Below are 14685 nucleotides of genomic sequence, written 5' to 3' on the forward strand. Positions count from 1 at the left end.
TGTGGCTCAACGCAGGCGCGGGTTCAGGGCATCGCGCAGCCAGTCACCCAGCAGGTTGACCGACAGCGCAATCAGCACCAGCATGGCGCCAGGAAACACCGTGATCCACCATTCGCCCGAGAACAGGTAGTCGTTGCCGATGCGGATCAGCGTGCCCAGCGAGGGCGAAGTGGGCGGAGCGCCCACACCCAGGAAGGACAGCGTGGCTTCGGTGATGATGGCCGTGGCCACCTGGATGGTGGCCAGCACCAGCACGGGCCCCATCACGTTGGGCAGCACATGCTTGCGCATGATGCGCAGCGGCGGGACCCCCGTCACACGGGCCGCCTGCACGTATTCCTTGTTGCGCTCCACCAGCGTGGAGCCGCGCACCGTGCGGGCATATTGCACCCAGCCGGTGAGGGAGATGGAGAGGATCAGCACCCCGAACGCCAGCGACTCGTGCGCATTGGGAAACAGCGCACGACCCACGCCGGCAATCAGCAGCGCGACCAGGATGGCAGGAAAGGAGAGCATCACATCGCACAGGCGCATGAGCACAGCATCCACCCAGCCGCCCCGGAAACCGGCCAGCAGACCGAAGGCCACACCCACCACCACGGAGAGCAGCACCGAGGCAATGCCGACCACGAGGGAGATGCGCGCACCGTAGATCAGCGCGGACAGGATGTCACGGCCCTGGTCATCGGTGCCCAGGGGGTATTTCATGGAGCCCATTTCGCTCCACGCCGGGGGCAGCCGCGCGTCGCTCAGCTCCAACGTGGTGAGGTCGAACGGGTTGTGGGGCGCCACCCATCCGGCGAACACCGAACAGAACAGGCAAATCAGCGCAATGGCGGCGGCCAGCATGGCGACCGGCGATGTGCGGAAGCTGTAGCCAACGTCGCTGTCGAACCAGCGGGCAAGGGTAGTTTTCATTGTGGGAAACCAATCAACAGGCAACAACACGCGCAACGGGTAGCTACGGGTGTTGTTGCGGGCTTGAATCAGCCGATGGCGTTGTCGTTGTTGTAGTCGTCGTATCGATCAGGCGGGAACAAGCAGGATTACTTGCTCACGGTGATCCACTTGAAAGGCATGTAGTTGTCGGCCATCTGCACCAGCTTGACCTTCTTGCTCACCCCCCAGGCCAGCGCCTGCTGGTGCAGCGGCAGGTGCCCAACGTCGGCGGTGTGCACATCGAAGGCTTCCTTGATCATGGCATCGCGCTTGGGCTTGTCGGTCTCGACCAGGATCTTCTTGGTCAGTTCGTCCAGCTTGGGGTTGCAATACGCACCCAGGTTGAACTGGCCCGCTCCGGTCTTGTCGTCGGGGCAGATCATCAGCGCATTCAGGGCGTTGTGCGAGTCGTAGGTGGTGGGGGTCCAGCCCAGCATGTAGAAGCTCGTGTCACGGCGCAGCACCTTGGGGAAGTACGTGCCCTTGGTCTCGGCCGCGAGGTTGATCTTGACGTTGATGCGCGACAGGTTGGCGGCCACGGTCTGGCAGATGCGGCCGTCATTCACGTAGCGGTCGTTGGGGCAGTTCATGGTCACTTCAAAACCGTTGGGGTAACCGGCTTCAACCATCAGCTTCTTGGCGGCTTCGACGTCATAGGGCAGGCGCTTGACATCCGGCTGGAAGCCGTTGATGCCGGGGCCCACCATCAGCGCGGAGGGGTTGGAGGCGCCGCGCATCACAGTCTTCTTGATGCCTTCGATGTCGATGGCCTGGTAGAAGGCCTGGCGCACGCGCTTGTCCTTGAAGGGGTTCTTGCCCTTGACGTTGGAGTACAGCAGCTCGTCGCGTTTCTGGTCCATGCCCAGGAAGATGGTGCGCAGCTCAGGGCCAGTGATGGCGCGGGCATTGGCGCTGCCGTTGATACGCTCGATGTCCTGCACGGGCACAGGCTCCATCACGTCCACTTCGCCCGACAGCAGAGCCGCCACGCGCGTGGCATCGTTGCCGATGGGCGTGAACACAACTTCGGTGGCGTTGCCTTCGATCTTGTCCCAGTAGGCGCCATTGCGCACGAACACCGTGCGCACGTTGGGCTGGCGCTCACGCAGGCGGAAGGGGCCGGTGCCATTGGCGCGGAACGACGCCGCGTTCTCGATGCCCTTGCGGCGGTCTACCGGGGTTGTGGCCTGATTGGTCTCGCACCACTTCTTGCTCATGATGTAGGACGTGGTGATCACGTCCGGGAGGATGGGCTGGGGAGCCATGGTGTCGATCTCGACCGTGTGGTCGTCGATCTTGCGCACCTGCTTGATGTCGCTGTTGGTGGCCTTCATGTCAGAGCCATCGCCCTTCATGCGGGCGAAGCTGAACACCACATCGTCGGCCGTGAACGGCGTGCCGTCGTGGAATTGCACACCCTTGCGCAGTTCGAAGCGCCACACGGTGGGGGCAATCTGCTTCCAGCTGGTAGCCAATGCGGGCGCAAGGCTCAGGTCCTTGTTGCGGCCCACCAGCGGTTCGTAAACGTTGCTGGTCACGCTCAGCTGCAGCGACTCGTTGAGTGAGTGCGGGTCCATCGACAGGGCATCGCCCTGGTTGGCGATGCGAACGGTCTGTGCCTGAGCTACCAAACTCGTCGCAGCCAGCGCAGCGAAGAGAGCGGTCACAGCGACTTTTTTCTGGAATTTCATGGAAATCTCCTGGTAGTGAAAGGGTGGGATGGAAGGGTACGAAGACTTCCGGTGGGTGAGCGGTGTGTGCGTGGAGAAGTCAGACGCCCGCGCCTGATCAGAGCGCGGGCAGCGGCATGGCCTGCTCGATCAGGCTGGCGTGCAGCGCAGCGCCCAGCGGCAGGATGTCATCGTTAAAGTCATACCGACTGTTGTGCAAGGCGCTGCCGCTCGATCCTGTGCCCTGGCCAATGCGCAGGTAGGCCCCCGGCTTGTTCTGCAGCATGAAAGAGAAGTCTTCAGCGCCCATGCTGGGCTCCAGGTCGCGCACCACGTGGTCGGCCCCCAGCAGCGACTCGGCCACATCGCCCGCGAAGATGGCTTCGCTTTCGCTGTTGATGGTGGCGGGGTAGATGCGTTCGTAGTGCACCGTGGCCGTGGCACCGAAGCCGAGCGCAATGGCGCTGCACAACTCCTTGAGGCGCTTTTCCACCATCTCCTGCACCAGCGGGTCGAAGGTGCGCACGGTGCCCACCAGCGTGGCCGTGCCGGGCAGCACGCTGAAGGCACCCAGGTCGCCTGCCTGCATCGCGCACAGGCTGACCACCGCACTGTCGATGGGCCGCACATTGCGCGAAACGATGCTCTGCGCTGCGGTGATGATGTGGGCCGCGACCAGCACAACGTCCACCGTCTGGTAGGCGTGCGCGCCGTGGCCGCCACGCCCAGTGATCTCGACCGTGAAACGGTCGGCGGCTGCCATCATCGGACCGGCATTGATCCCCACGGTGCCGGGCTTCATTGCGGGCCAGTTGTGCATGGCAAAGATGGACTGCACGGGGAAGCGGTCAAACAACCCGTCTTCCATCATCACGCGGGCACCGGCAAAGCCTTCTTCGCCCGGCTGGAACACCAGCACGGCGGTGCCATCGAAGTTGCGGGTTTCGGCCAGGTAGCGCGCAGCGCCAATCAGCATGGCGGTGTGACCGTCATGGCCGCAGCCGTGCATGAGGCCCTGCTTGCAGGACTTCCAGGCGAAGTCGTTGTGCTCGGTCAGCGGCAGGGCATCCATGTCGGCGCGCAGGCCCACCATGCTACCGCCGGCGCTGCTGCGCCCACGAATGACGCCCACCACACCCGTGCGCCCGATGCCTTCGTGGATCTCATCCACACCGCAGAGCTTCAGCGCTTCCTTGACGCGTTTGCTGGTGTAGATCTCTTCAAAACCCAGCTCCGGATGGGCATGCAGGTCACGCCGCAGTGCCGTCAACTCAGGGTGGTACTGCGCGATGTGAGCGAAGGCGCGGCCACCAGCTTTCAAACGGGGGCCTTGCATCAATGGCCTCCTGCCTTGCCAACGCGCAGTCGAGGATCGACCGCGAAGTACAGCAGGTCCACCACCAGGTTGATCACCACAAAGATCAACGCAATCAGGCACAGGTAAGCGGCCATCACGGGAATGTCAGCGAAGGTCACAGCCTGGATGAACAGCAGGCCCATGCCTGGCCACTGGAACACCGTCTCGGTAATGATTGCAAAGGCGATCAGGCCACCCAGTTGCAGACCTGTGATGGTCAGCACGGGCACGAGAGTGTTCTTAAGGGCGTGGCCAAAATGGATGGCCCGATTGGACAGGCCACGAGCCCGGGCGAACTTGATGTAGTCGGTGCGCAGCACCTCCAACATTTCGGCCCGCACCAGCCGCATGATCAGCGTGAGCTGGAAGATGGCCAGCGTGATCGCAGGCAGGGTGATGTGGTGCCAGCCCTTGGCCTTGAGCAAGCCGGTGCTCCACCAGCCCAGCTGCACGACCTCACCCCGACCAAAGCTGGGGAACCAGCCCAGGTGTACGGCAAACACCAAAATCAACAAGATGCCGATCAGGAAGGTGGGCAGGGACACTCCCAGCAGGGACAGTGTCATGAACAGCTGGCTGGTGAAGGTGCCGCGCTTGAGGGCGGCATACACACCCATCGGCACACCAATGACCAGCGCGAGGAGGGCTGCAACCAGCGCCAACTCGAGAGTGGCCGGGAAGCGCTCGGCAATCAGGCGCGACACCTTGGCTCCCTGGCGCAGGCTCAGTCCAAACTCACCCTGCGCTGCATTCACCAGAAAGTGCCAGAACTGCACAAAGAAGGATTTGTCCAAGCCGAGGGCGCTGCGCAACTCGCGGATCTGCTCGGGGGTGGCGTCCTGGCCCAGCAGGAACACCACGGGGTCTCCCACGTACTGGAACAGCATGAAGGAGATGAAGGCCACCGTGACCATGACAATCACAGCCTGTATCAGGCGGCGCAATATAAAGGCAAGCATCAGAGAGTCGAGTGAGTGTTCGATGGAAGTGCCGCCGTCACTTTTGGTGGCTGAGGCACTGCGGGTCAATACATCGTCAGATATACCAAAGAAAGCAAGGGCCGCACGGCCCTTGCTTCCAGTCTGTCAAGAATAAATCAGTTCACCTTGACGGTGCGCATGTCCACGCGGTTATCGGCACGGTGCACCAGTTCGATGTTCTTCTTCATGGCCCATGGGATCACCTGGTCATGCAGAGGAATGTGCGACACGGTGTCGTTGGACAGTTGCAGCGCCTCGGTCAGCATGCGGGCGCGAACAGGCGCATCGGTCTCGGCCTTGATGCGGTCCACCAGATAGTCCATGCGCTGGTTGCTGTAGCGACCCACGTTGTAGTTGCCGTCACCGCCCTGGCCCACGGTGCGCACCAGCGATTGCAGGCTGTACAGCGCGTCGAATGTCGGCACGCCCCAGCCCAGCATGTAGATGCTGGCTTCGTAGCGCTGGATCATCGGGAAGTAGTTGACCAGCGGCAGCGTGCGCAGCTTGGCCTTCACACCCACGCGCGCCCACATCGCTGTCACGGCCTGGCAGATGGCTTCGTCGTTGATGTAGCGGTTGTTGGGGCAGGCGAAGTCCACTTCAAAACCATCGGGATACCCGGCCTCGGCCAGCAGCTTCTTGGACGCATCCACGCTGTACGGGAAGCGCTTGCCCACGGCCTCGGTGTAGCCGGCCACTTGTGGCGCCACGATGGTGCCGGTGGGCTTGCCCAGGCCGCGCATGATGTTGCGCGAGATGGTTTCGGCATCAATCGCCTGATAGAGGGCCTTGCGCACCCGCAGATCCTTGAGCGGGTTCTTGCCCTTGATGTTCGAGCCCGGCAACTCTTCGCGGAACTGGTCCATGCCCAGGAAGATCGTGCGGTTCTCTACGCCGTCAATCACCTTCAGGTCAGGGCTGGCGCGCAGGCGACCCAGATCCTGAGGTGACGGATCGAGCACCAGATCCACCTCACCCGACAACAGTGCGGCAATGCGTGTGGCAGCAGACTTGATGGGTGTGTAGACGATCTCGGTCACGTTACCGTCCATCTTGCCCCACCAGTTGGGGTTGCGCTTGAACACCATCTTCACATCAGGCTGCCAAGATTCGAGGGTGTAAGGCCCTGTCCCCATGGCATTGCGGTGGGCAAAGTTCTCGTCGGTGCCCTTGATGTCTTTGGGCTCCACCGACTTGTTCTTTTCCGCCCATGCCTTGCTCATGATGCGCAGCTCGGTCATCTGACGCAGCAGCACCGGGTTGGGCGAAGACAGGATCACGTCAAAGTTCTGGGCATCCACCTTCACCACTTTGCTGATGCCCTGCACGTAGGGGGTGAAGTTGGACGTTTTGGCCATGGCCCGCTGGATGGAGTACACAGCATCGTCAGTGGTCAGCGGCGAACCATCATGGAACTTGACGCCCTGGCGAAGCGTAAAACGCACCTGCATGGGGCTGATCTCCCGCCAGGCTGTTGCCAGTACGGGTTCCACATCAAACGTCTTGCTGTTGTAGTACACCAGGCTTTCATACACGTTGGCATGAAGGCCGTTTTGCAGCGCATTGTTCTGGGAGTGAATGTCCCAGGTCGCGATTTCCCCCTGACTGGCCCACTTGAAAGGCTTGGCTTGCAGTGATGGCGCAAACAGCAGCGCGGCAGCCGCAGCCACCGCCAAAAGACTGTGGTTGAGTTTCATGGAACCCTCTTGATTAAAAGTTTTACTATGCAGTAAAGGTTGCTCTATAGCCAACGGGAAATCCCTGAATCCCCGGTGCCATGAAGGGCCTATAACTGCGCCGACAACGCGTCCTCTATGCAAGGTTGGTGCCAGTTCAAACTTTCTTTTTGCCCTTGTCCGTGCGGGCCCATGCCGCCGTTCAAGGCTGCGATATTGCTTCGCCCTTCAGCAACCCGGGGTCAAATGCATTGCACTGCGGCCTTACCACCCGTTTGATTTTCTAGCCGTTTCGACGGGAGCACTCAGCGCACGGCAATCGGCCACACCACAAGTCCTATAGGACTGCTGAGCAATCATGGTTCAGCACGTGAGCCACGAGACCAATTTGTACTACCCGAATCGATACACAGGAAGTCGCACGCAACGAACACACTCGCGCAAACAATTCGAGAAATGAAAAAAGCCGCCCGAAGGCGGCTTTTTAAGCTTTTTTATCAGCAACTGGCCAAAGCCAGCTGAGGATATTAGAAGCTGTGACGGATACCGAAGTCGTAACCGTTGGAGTTGTCGTTCACACCAGTCACAGCACCGTTCAGGGATTGAGCAGCGCCGTTCTTGTTGTTCAGGTGAGCGTAGGTTGCGTACAGAGCGGTGCGCTTGGACAGGTTATGCACATAGCCCAGAGCCAGCTTGTTCGTACGGGGATCTGCACCAGGAGTGCTGATCTTGTAGGTGGAGTAAGCCAGACGAATTTCGCCAGCGCCCATGGGGATCAGACCACCGATCAGGAAGCCCTTACCGTCGTTGCCGCCGCTGATCTTGTCTTGGTTGTAGTGAGCCATGATCTTGGCCATGCCCAGATCATATTGACCGCCCAGGTTCACAGCCTTGATGTTGCCAGCCAGGAACTTGGTTTCGGAGAAAGCGATAGCAGCGTTGATGGGGCCGTTAGCGTAACCAGCGCGCAGTGCCAGGCCGTTGCCGTCCTTCTTGTTGGCAGCGTTGCTGTTGTTCTCACCCATGTAGTACTGGGCTTGGCCGTAGAAACCACCCAGATTGCCAGGCAGGAAGTAGCCGATGGAGTTCGAAGCGCGGATGGTGGTAGGGCCGCCCAGGCTGGAGTTCAGGGTTTGGGTGGTGCCCACGCCGTTCGTGCCGAACGGATCGAACACGGTCAGGTTCCAGAATTGGGGGGTGTAGTCACGGCCCAGACGCACTTCACCGAAGCCGCCGTTCAGGCTAACCGTCGAACGACGGTTGAAAGTCAGGCCGCCGCCAGTGCTGGTAGCTGCTTGGTTGTTGGTGTTGGTAACGCCGCCGGTGCCGTTGTCGTTGTTCAGACCAGCTTCGAGCCAGAACGAAGCGGACATGCCGCCACCCAGGTCTTCAACGCCGCGGAAACCCAGACGGCTGCTGTTGTAGCCGGAGTTTGTCAGTTGCGACTTGTTAGAGACGCTGCCGGAACCGTAAGCGTAGGTTGCGTCAACCACGCCGAACAGGGTCACGGAAGATTGAGCCATTGCAGCGCCGGAAGCAGCCAGCACAGCCAGGGCAATCAGGGATTTTTTCATTGCGAGTTACTCCAAGGTTAAACATCGGGCTCCGGTACGGGGGGTCTATGGTGAAAGCACCTGCACAGTCCCGCCGGTTTCCCGGGCCAACCTCCTGGTGGGGAAGTTGCTCTTATTGCACCAGACCCGGCCGGGTTTCGCAAAGGAATTCACCCACAATCGCCCCGAAAGGGGAAATTCGTTGCAGTGTTGCAACATTTCAGTGCGCACGGGCAAAATCACGATTGCTGCATGCAACTCCTGTGCCTTGCCTTGCGGTTTTTTGTATCCAAGTGCAATTTGTGTTTCGACGCCATTGCCATCCGAGAGCTTTCCATGGACGCTTTTTTGACTGCCGCAGACAACGCGCTGCGCACACTGTTTGCCCAACCCCGAGCTTCCGAACAGACACCGGCACACGGTGTGCCCGAGGCGTCGCTGGATCCTGCGCAGAAAAAGCTGGCGGGAGCCCTGATGCGCGTGAACCATGTGGGGGAAGTGTGCGCCCAGGCACTCTACAGTGCGCAGGCGGCCGTCACCCGTGACCCCGCCCTGCGGGACCACCTGCAGGCAGCGGCGCGCGAAGAGACCGACCATTTGGCATGGACACAGCAGCGCCTGGACGCACTGGGCGCACGCCCCAGCCTGCTCAACCCTCTGTGGTTCGCAGGGGCTTTTGCGCTCGGGCTGGTGGCTGCCAAGGTCAGCGACCGGGCCAACCTGGGTTTTGTGGTGGAGACGGAAACCCAGGTGGCCGCGCATCTGCAAAGCCACCTCGACAGGCTTCCCGAGCAAGACCAGGCGTCAAGGGCAGTGGTCGCCCGGATGAAGCAGGACGAGGAGCGGCACGCAGACCAGGCCCGCGCCGCCGGTGCGCTGGAATTGCCCGTCCCGGTGCGCCTTGCCATGAAAGGCGCCGCGAAGGTCATGACCACCACGGCGCACTATCTTTGAATCCCCAGCTGGTCACGCGGGCAGCAGGCGTACCAAAACATACGCGCCGCAACCCGCTCAGCCTGGCAGTCCAGACCACTACACGCCGCCCCCTCAAGCCTCCAGCACTTCGAAGCCGGTGGTGATTTCGGCCGTCTTGCCCAGCATGATGCTGGCCGAGCAGTACTTGTCATGGCTCATGGCAATCGCACGCTCCACGGCGGCCGGGGGAATGCCCTTGCCCGTGACGGTGAAGTGCATGTGGATCTTGGTGAACACCTTCGGGTCGGTCTGGGCACGTTCCGTCGTCAACTTGACGCTGCAGCCGCGCACGTCATGGCGGCCGCGCTTGAGGATCAGCACCACGTCATAGGCGGTGCACCCGCCCGTGCCCGCCAGCACGGTCTCCATGGGCCGGGGCGCCAGGTTCTGGCCGCCGTTGGCGGGGTTGGCGGCATCGGGGGCGCCATCCATGGTCAAAACATGGCCGCTGCCGGTTTCGGCCACAAAACCCATGCCAGAACGGGTTCCCGCCCCGCCGGTCCAACTGACTGTGCATTCCATTTGTGTTTCTCCTGTGTGACACGTGGTTTTTTTCGCACGGAAAACCGAAACGAAAAGAATTTGATGCGAATTTTGCTGCATCGCAACAAGACTCGCGCTAAACTTCGCCCATGCGCTGCCGCTTTCGAACAGAAAGGAACCGGCAGGCGGCAAGAAGCCCGGAACCCGGCACTTGCCTCGCACCGATTGTCTCCTCCATCTCCTCAAAGGATGGATTAGCCCCAGGCCTCACGGCCCGGGGCTTTTTTTTGCCCGCTCGCACCGTCCCACGGCAGACTGCCGTCCCGGATGCCTCGGCCCCTCGCTAGGGCGACGCCCTATGATGTGGGCCCCCGCCCGTTGCCCTGCGCCGGTGGGGCTCTCCTCCTGCACCTGCCATGACCCAGCACCTCACCCCCGCCGACTACCTCAAGAAAATCCTGACTGCCCGCGTGTACGACGTGGCGGTGGAGTCGGCGCTGGAGCCCGCCAAGAACCTCAGCCGCCGCCTGCACAACAAGGTACTCCTGAAGCGCGAAGACCAGCAGCCCGTGTTCAGCTTCAAGTTGCGGGGCGCGTACAACAAGATGGCGCACCTCACGCCCGAGCAGCTGCAGCGCGGCGTGATCTGCGCCTCGGCCGGCAACCACGCCCAGGGCGTGGCCATGAGCGCCCACCGGTTAGGCACGCGCGCCGTGATCGTGATGCCCACCACCACCCCGCAGCTCAAGATTGATGCCGTGAAGACGCTTGGTGGCGAGGTCGTGCTGTTTGGCGAGAGCTATTCCGACGCCTACGGCCATTCCGTCCAGCTGGAAAAGGAACAGGGCCTGACCTTCGTGCACCCGTTCGACGACCCGGACGTGATTGCCGGCCAGGGCACCATCGCCATGGAGATCCTGCGCCAGCTGCAAAGCCTGGGCAGCAACCAGCTCGATGCCGTGTTCGTGGCCATTGGCGGCGGCGGACTCATCTCGGGTGTGGCCAACTACATCAAGGCCGTGCGCCCCGAGATCAAGGTGATCGGCGTGCAGATGAACGACTCGGACGCCATGATCCAGTCGGTGCAGGCGCACGAGCGCGTGACGCTGGCCGATGTGGGCCTGTTCTCAGACGGCACGGCCGTGAAGCTGGTGGGCGAGGAAACCTTCCGCGTGGCGCAGGGCCTGGTCGATGACTACATCACCGTCGATACCGACGCCGTCTGCGCCGCCATCAAGGACATCTTTGTGGACACGCGCAGCATCGTCGAGCCCGCTGGGGCGCTGGCCGTGGCCGCCATCAAGCAGTACGTGGCACAGCGCAAGACCAAGGGCGAGACCTACGCGGCCATCCTGTGCGGCGCCAACATGAACTTCGACCGCCTGCGCTTTGTGGCCGAGCGCGCCGAGGTGGGCGAGGAGCGCGAGGCGCTGCTCGCCGTCACCATCCCCGAAGAACGCGGCAGCTTCCGCCGCTTCTGCGAGGTGGTGGGCGGCCTGCCCGGCGGCCCGCGCAACGTGACCGAATTCAACTACCGCATCAGCGACGCCGCCCGCGCCCATGTGTTCGTGGGCCTGACTACCAACGGCAAGGGTGAATCGGAAAAGATCGCCAAGAACTTCAACCGCCACGGTTTCGAGGCGCTGGACCTGACCCACGACGAACTGGCCAAGGAACACCTGCGCCACCTGGTGGGCGGCCACTCGGCCCTGGCGCAGGACGAGCGCCTGATGCGTTTCACCTTCCCCGAGCGGCCCGGCGCGCTGCTCAAATTTTTGAGCCTGATGCAGCCGACCTGGAACATCAGCCTGTTCCACTACCGCAACCAGGGCGCGGACTATGGCCGCATCCTCGTGGGCATGCAGGTGCCGCCCGAGGACAAGGCGGCCTTCGACGCCTTCCTGGCCACGCTGGGCTACCCCTATGTGGAAGAAACGCTGAACCCGGCCTACCGCCTGTTCTTGCGGTCCAAATAATGCCCAAAATGGCTGCAAGCGCTAGTTGAAAATGCCTTGACAGCTATCAAAACAGAAGCACCAAGCCCCCACTGCACACCATGCAAGCCCTGCGCCACTACCTGCTGGCCGTGCAGTTCTTCACCCGCATTCCCGTCACCGGTCGGCTAGCGCAGTGGGTGGGCTACAGCCCGGCCATGCTGCGGGCCAGCGCGGCGCACTTTCCGGGCATCGGCTGGCTGGCGGCGCTGCTGTCCACGGCCGTGTACGCCGCGCTGCACTGGGCGCTAGCGCCCAACCCGCTGGCCCCGGCCGTGGCCGCAGTGTTCTGCACCATCGCCACGGTGCTGATGACCGGTGGTTTCCATGAAGACGGCCTGGCCGACGTCGCCGACGGCCTGGGCGGCAGCTACGACCGCGAACGCGCGCTGGACATCATGAAGGACTCGCGCATTGGCGCCTTCGGGGCCATGGCGCTGGTGCTGGCGTTACTGACCAAGCTCAGCCTGCTGGCGCTGCTGGGGGCGCACAGCCTGCCGGTGGCACTGGCGGCCCTGGTCGGCGCACACGTGTTGTCGCGCTTTTGGCCCCTGCTCATCGTGCGCAGCCTGCCGCATGTGGGTGATACGGCGCGCTCCAAAAGCAAGCCGCTGGCCGACCAGATCTCCGGCCAGGCACTGGTTGCGGCACTTTTATGGTGTTTTCCGCCCCTTGCGCTAGTCGGATATGCCCAGACAGCTCTTTTTTTGGTAGCGCCCATCGCTCTCAGCGCGCTCTGCGCGGGCTGGATGGCGCGCTGGTTCGCCCGACGGCTGCAAGGCTTCACCGGCGACTGCCTGGGCGCCACGCAGCAGGTGAGCGAAATCGGTTTCTACCTGGGCGTGGCCATCGCACTGCGATGGCTATGACGCCCCCCCCTGCCTCCACCAGCAGCCGCCTGTGGCTGGTGCGCCATGCAGCCCCGCTGGTTCCCCCGGGCACCTGCTACGGCGCTTTGGACGTGCCGGCCGACGCGCAGGCCACCCGCGCTGCGGCAGAGCGCTTGGCAACGGCCCTGCCCCCCGGGGGGGGCGCTGCGTGCGTGGCGTATTCCACGCTACAAAGATGTGAGCTGCTGGCGCATGAATTACAAGCGCTCAGACCGGATTTTACCTTCACTCCCGACGCCCGGCTGCGCGAGATGGACTTCGGCCGCTGGGAAGGGCAGCCTTGGGACGCCATCGGCAAAAGTGCCATCGACACTTGGGTGGCCGGATTCGCCACCCACACACCCGGCGGGGGCGAAAGCCTGGCCCACATGCTGCACCGCGTGGCAGCAGCCCTGCAGACCGCCCAGGCGTGGCGCACCGAACAGGGCGTGGGGGATGTGGTGTGGATCACCCACGCCGGAGTGGCCCGCTGCGTGGCCTGGTTGCAGGAGCGGGGTGAGAGCGCCCTGCCCCGCTCAGAGGATTGGCCGGTGGCGGCGCCGGGCTGGGGGGAATGGGAAATCAGGGAACTGGCCTGAAGCTGTAGGCCAGCAGGTGCCTAGTTCTTGAGCGGCATGTCCAGCGTCACCGTAGCGGGTCCGCCCATGCTGGTCCCCAGTTGCGCCTGGCGGGGGCCCAGGGCCTGCAACACCAGGCCTTCGTCCACCGCAGCGCCCACGCGGAAGGGCTTGGCGGGCTTGCCGTCCACGGCAATCAGTGCCGCACCGCCGCCGCTGCTGCGCCCCGACAGCACCCCGATCAGCGTGAACCGGCTCGCGGTGGGTGCCACCGGCGCTGCCACGCCAGGGGCTGCAGGCGCAGCACCCAGCAAACGCGCCAGCGCCTGCGCGTCCATGGCCACCGGGGCGGGCGCCACTGCCGGGGCGGAGGACGCGGACGAAGGCGCCGACAGGCGCAGCCCCCAATAGACCACGCTGGCGCCGGCTGCTGCCCAGAGCACCAGAGTCCCCAGGCGGACGCCCCATTTGCTGTACGTATTGGTCACCATGCGGGGATTATGATTCACGCGATTCGACCATCCGAGAGACCGCCAGCAGTGAACACTTCTTTCTCCCTCCTCGTGCGCTCCGCCCCCCGCCGCGTTGCCAAGTCCGTGGCCCGTGGTTTCACCCTCATCGAGCTGATGGTGGTTCTGGTGATCATCGGCGTGCTGGCCGCGCTGATCGTGCCCAACGTGCTCGAACGTGCCGACGATGCCCGCGTGACGGCCGCCCGCACCGACATCACCAACATCATGCAGGCGCTCAAGCTCTACCGCCTGGACAACCAGCGCTACCCCACGGCCGAGCAGGGCCTGCAGTCGCTGGTCATCAAGCCCACTGCGGGCCCCGTGCCGGGCAACTGGAAGCTGTACCTCGAAAAGCTGCCCAACGACCCCTGGGGCCGCCCTTACCAATACCTCAACCCCGGCATCAAGGGCGAGATCGACGTGATGTCGTTCGGCGCCGATGGCCAGTCGGGCGGCGAAGGCAAGGACGCCGATATTGGCAGCTGGCAGTAAAGAGATGTGGTCCCCACGGTCGTGCCCTGGCGTGTCACTCCCTGCTCCCCACAGCAGGCTCGCCCCGCGCTTCGCTGGTGCATGGGGCCGGGCCTTGCTTGGGGCGGCCCGGCGCTGCGGCCGTGCGCCTGGTGGATACGCCGTGACCGTTGCGACCGCCCATCGCGCAGCTTCATGAACCGCTCGGGCGGATTCACCCTCCTGGAGCTGCTGGTGGTCATCAGCATCATGGCGCTGGCCACGGCGGGCGTGGGGCTGGCGATGCGCGATGGCGGACAGACGCAGCTGGAGCGGGAAGCCGCACGGCTGGCGGCGCTGCTCGAATCCGCGCGTGCCCAGTCCCGCGCAGGGGGCATCCCCGTGCGCTGGCGCGCGCTGCCGGGGGGCTTCCGCTTTGAAGGGCTGCCGCGCAGCGCACAGGCCGCCCTGCCCAACCAGTGGCTGGACCCTGGCACCGTGGTGCGCGGGCCGGCAGTGCTGCTACTGGGCCCCGAGCCCCTGATCGGCCCGCAGCAGGTGCTGATCACCCACCAGTCCTCCCCCGACCGCACCCTGCGCATTGCCACCGACGGCGTGCGCCCGTTTTCCGTGGATGCGGTGCAGTGAG

At 63.4% G+C, this 14685-nt stretch carries 14 protein-coding genes; 6 read left to right on the plus strand and 8 right to left on the minus strand.

Annotation, left to right across the window (positions count from 1 at the left end):
* Positions 1-6 precede the first annotated feature (6 nt).
* From CLU87_RS16985 to CLU87_RS17010, 6 genes are all read right to left on the minus strand, one after another.
* Positions 7-918 (minus strand): ABC transporter permease, encoded by a 912-nt coding sequence (locus tag CLU87_RS16985; protein ID WP_056059141.1) that lies wholly within the window; start codon positions 916-918, stop codon positions 7-9.
* A gap of 128 nt (positions 919-1046) precedes the next feature.
* The gene (locus tag CLU87_RS16990) at positions 1047-2630 is read right to left on the minus strand and encodes an ABC transporter substrate-binding protein (RefSeq protein WP_056059145.1); all 1584 of its coding nucleotides are present in this window, start codon (positions 2628-2630) and stop codon (positions 1047-1049) included.
* Between the two features lie 97 nt (positions 2631-2727).
* Positions 2728-3945, minus strand: coding sequence for a M20 aminoacylase family protein (locus CLU87_RS16995; protein ID WP_099731205.1), 1218 nt, complete (start codon positions 3943-3945; stop codon positions 2728-2730).
* Positions 3945-4925 carry an ABC transporter permease gene (locus CLU87_RS17000; RefSeq protein WP_015012584.1) on the minus strand — a complete coding sequence of 327 codons (981 nt, stop codon included), beginning with the start codon at positions 4923-4925 and terminating at the stop codon, positions 3945-3947. The genes CLU87_RS16995 and CLU87_RS17000 overlap by 1 nt, the downstream gene beginning before the upstream one ends.
* A 137-nt stretch (positions 4926-5062) precedes the next feature.
* Positions 5063-6643, minus strand: coding sequence for an ABC transporter substrate-binding protein (locus CLU87_RS17005; RefSeq protein WP_099731206.1), 1581 nt, complete (start codon positions 6641-6643; stop codon positions 5063-5065).
* Between the two features lie 506 nt (positions 6644-7149).
* Positions 7150-8196: a porin gene (locus CLU87_RS17010; RefSeq protein WP_056059147.1), complete on the minus strand. Its 1047-nt coding sequence runs from the start codon at positions 8194-8196 to the stop codon at positions 7150-7152.
* A 315-nt stretch (positions 8197-8511) separates the two neighbouring features.
* Between CLU87_RS17010 and coq7 the strand changes: the two genes are divergently transcribed.
* Complete coding sequence (gene coq7, locus CLU87_RS17015) at positions 8512-9129, plus strand: 2-polyprenyl-3-methyl-6-methoxy-1,4-benzoquinone monooxygenase (RefSeq protein ID WP_099732222.1); 618 nt, start codon at positions 8512-8514, stop codon at positions 9127-9129.
* 93 nt (positions 9130-9222) lie between these two features.
* Here the strand turns inward: coq7 and CLU87_RS17020 are convergent, their stop codons facing one another.
* On the minus strand, positions 9223-9672 hold the full coding sequence (locus tag CLU87_RS17020) for an OsmC family protein (RefSeq protein ID WP_099731207.1): 450 nt from the start codon (positions 9670-9672) through the stop codon (positions 9223-9225).
* Between the two features lie 377 nt (positions 9673-10049).
* On the opposite strand from CLU87_RS17020, the gene ilvA reads away from it, so the two are divergent.
* The 3 genes from ilvA (at position 10050) to CLU87_RS17035 (ending at position 13095) form a co-directional block, all read left to right on the plus strand.
* Positions 10050-11609 carry a threonine ammonia-lyase, biosynthetic gene (gene ilvA / locus CLU87_RS17025; protein ID WP_015012579.1) on the plus strand — a complete coding sequence of 520 codons (1560 nt, stop codon included), beginning with the start codon at positions 10050-10052 and terminating at the stop codon, positions 11607-11609.
* An 80-nt stretch (positions 11610-11689) separates the two neighbouring features.
* Positions 11690-12496, plus strand: coding sequence for an adenosylcobinamide-GDP ribazoletransferase (gene cobS / locus CLU87_RS17030; RefSeq protein WP_099731208.1), 807 nt, complete (start codon positions 11690-11692; stop codon positions 12494-12496).
* The gene (locus tag CLU87_RS17035) at positions 12493-13095 is read left to right on the plus strand and encodes a histidine phosphatase family protein (RefSeq protein ID WP_099731209.1); all 603 of its coding nucleotides are present in this window, start codon (positions 12493-12495) and stop codon (positions 13093-13095) included. The genes cobS and CLU87_RS17035 overlap by 4 nt, the downstream gene beginning before the upstream one ends.
* A 20-nt stretch (positions 13096-13115) precedes the next feature.
* Here the strand turns inward: CLU87_RS17035 and CLU87_RS17040 are convergent, their stop codons facing one another.
* Positions 13116-13565, minus strand: coding sequence for a type II secretion system protein N (locus CLU87_RS17040; protein ID WP_056745245.1), 450 nt, complete (start codon positions 13563-13565; stop codon positions 13116-13118).
* A 48-nt stretch (positions 13566-13613) separates the two neighbouring features.
* Between CLU87_RS17040 and gspG the strand changes: the two genes are divergently transcribed.
* Positions 13614-14078, plus strand: a complete 465-nt coding sequence (gene gspG / locus CLU87_RS17045) for a type II secretion system major pseudopilin GspG (RefSeq protein ID WP_056745246.1) — start codon at positions 13614-13616, stop codon at positions 14076-14078.
* A 174-nt stretch (positions 14079-14252) separates the two neighbouring features.
* Positions 14253-14684 (plus strand): prepilin-type N-terminal cleavage/methylation domain-containing protein, encoded by a 432-nt coding sequence (locus CLU87_RS17050; RefSeq protein WP_099731211.1) that lies wholly within the window; start codon positions 14253-14255, stop codon positions 14682-14684.
* The last annotated feature ends 1 nt before the right edge of the window (position 14685 follow it).

The sequence above is a fragment of the Acidovorax sp. 59 genome, assembly GCF_002754175.1.
GTDB lineage: Bacteria > Pseudomonadota > Gammaproteobacteria > Burkholderiales > Burkholderiaceae_C > Acidovorax > Acidovorax delafieldii.

Excerpts from the sequence above, each read along its gene's own strand:
- CLU87_RS17020 (WP_099731207.1), bottom strand. The coding sequence starts at position 9,672 with ATGGAATGCACAGTCAGTTGGACCGGCGGGGCGGGAACCCGTTCTGGC.
- CLU87_RS17040 (WP_056745245.1), bottom strand. The coding sequence starts at position 13,565 with ATGGTGACCAATACGTACAGCAAATGGGGCGTCCGCCTGGGGACTCTG.
- ilvA (WP_015012579.1), top strand. The coding sequence starts at position 10,050 with ATGACCCAGCACCTCACCCCCGCCGACTACCTCAAGAAAATCCTGACT.
- CLU87_RS16995 (WP_099731205.1), bottom strand. The coding sequence starts at position 3,945 with ATGCAAGGCCCCCGTTTGAAAGCTGGTGGCCGCGCCTTCGCTCACATC.
- CLU87_RS16985 (WP_056059141.1), bottom strand. The coding sequence starts at position 918 with ATGAAAACTACCCTTGCCCGCTGGTTCGACAGCGACGTTGGCTACAGC.
- CLU87_RS16990 (WP_056059145.1), bottom strand. The coding sequence starts at position 2,630 with ATGAAATTCCAGAAAAAAGTCGCTGTGACCGCTCTCTTCGCTGCGCTG.
- cobS (WP_099731208.1), top strand. The coding sequence starts at position 11,690 with ATGCAAGCCCTGCGCCACTACCTGCTGGCCGTGCAGTTCTTCACCCGC.
- CLU87_RS17050 (WP_099731211.1), top strand. The coding sequence starts at position 14,253 with ATGAACCGCTCGGGCGGATTCACCCTCCTGGAGCTGCTGGTGGTCATC.
- CLU87_RS17035 (WP_099731209.1), top strand. The coding sequence starts at position 12,493 with ATGACGCCCCCCCCTGCCTCCACCAGCAGCCGCCTGTGGCTGGTGCGC.
- CLU87_RS17005 (WP_099731206.1), bottom strand. The coding sequence starts at position 6,643 with ATGAAACTCAACCACAGTCTTTTGGCGGTGGCTGCGGCTGCCGCGCTG.
- CLU87_RS17000 (WP_015012584.1), bottom strand. The coding sequence starts at position 4,925 with ATGCTTGCCTTTATATTGCGCCGCCTGATACAGGCTGTGATTGTCATG.
- coq7 (WP_099732222.1), top strand. The coding sequence starts at position 8,512 with ATGGACGCTTTTTTGACTGCCGCAGACAACGCGCTGCGCACACTGTTT.
- CLU87_RS17010 (WP_056059147.1), bottom strand. The coding sequence starts at position 8,196 with ATGAAAAAATCCCTGATTGCCCTGGCTGTGCTGGCTGCTTCCGGCGCT.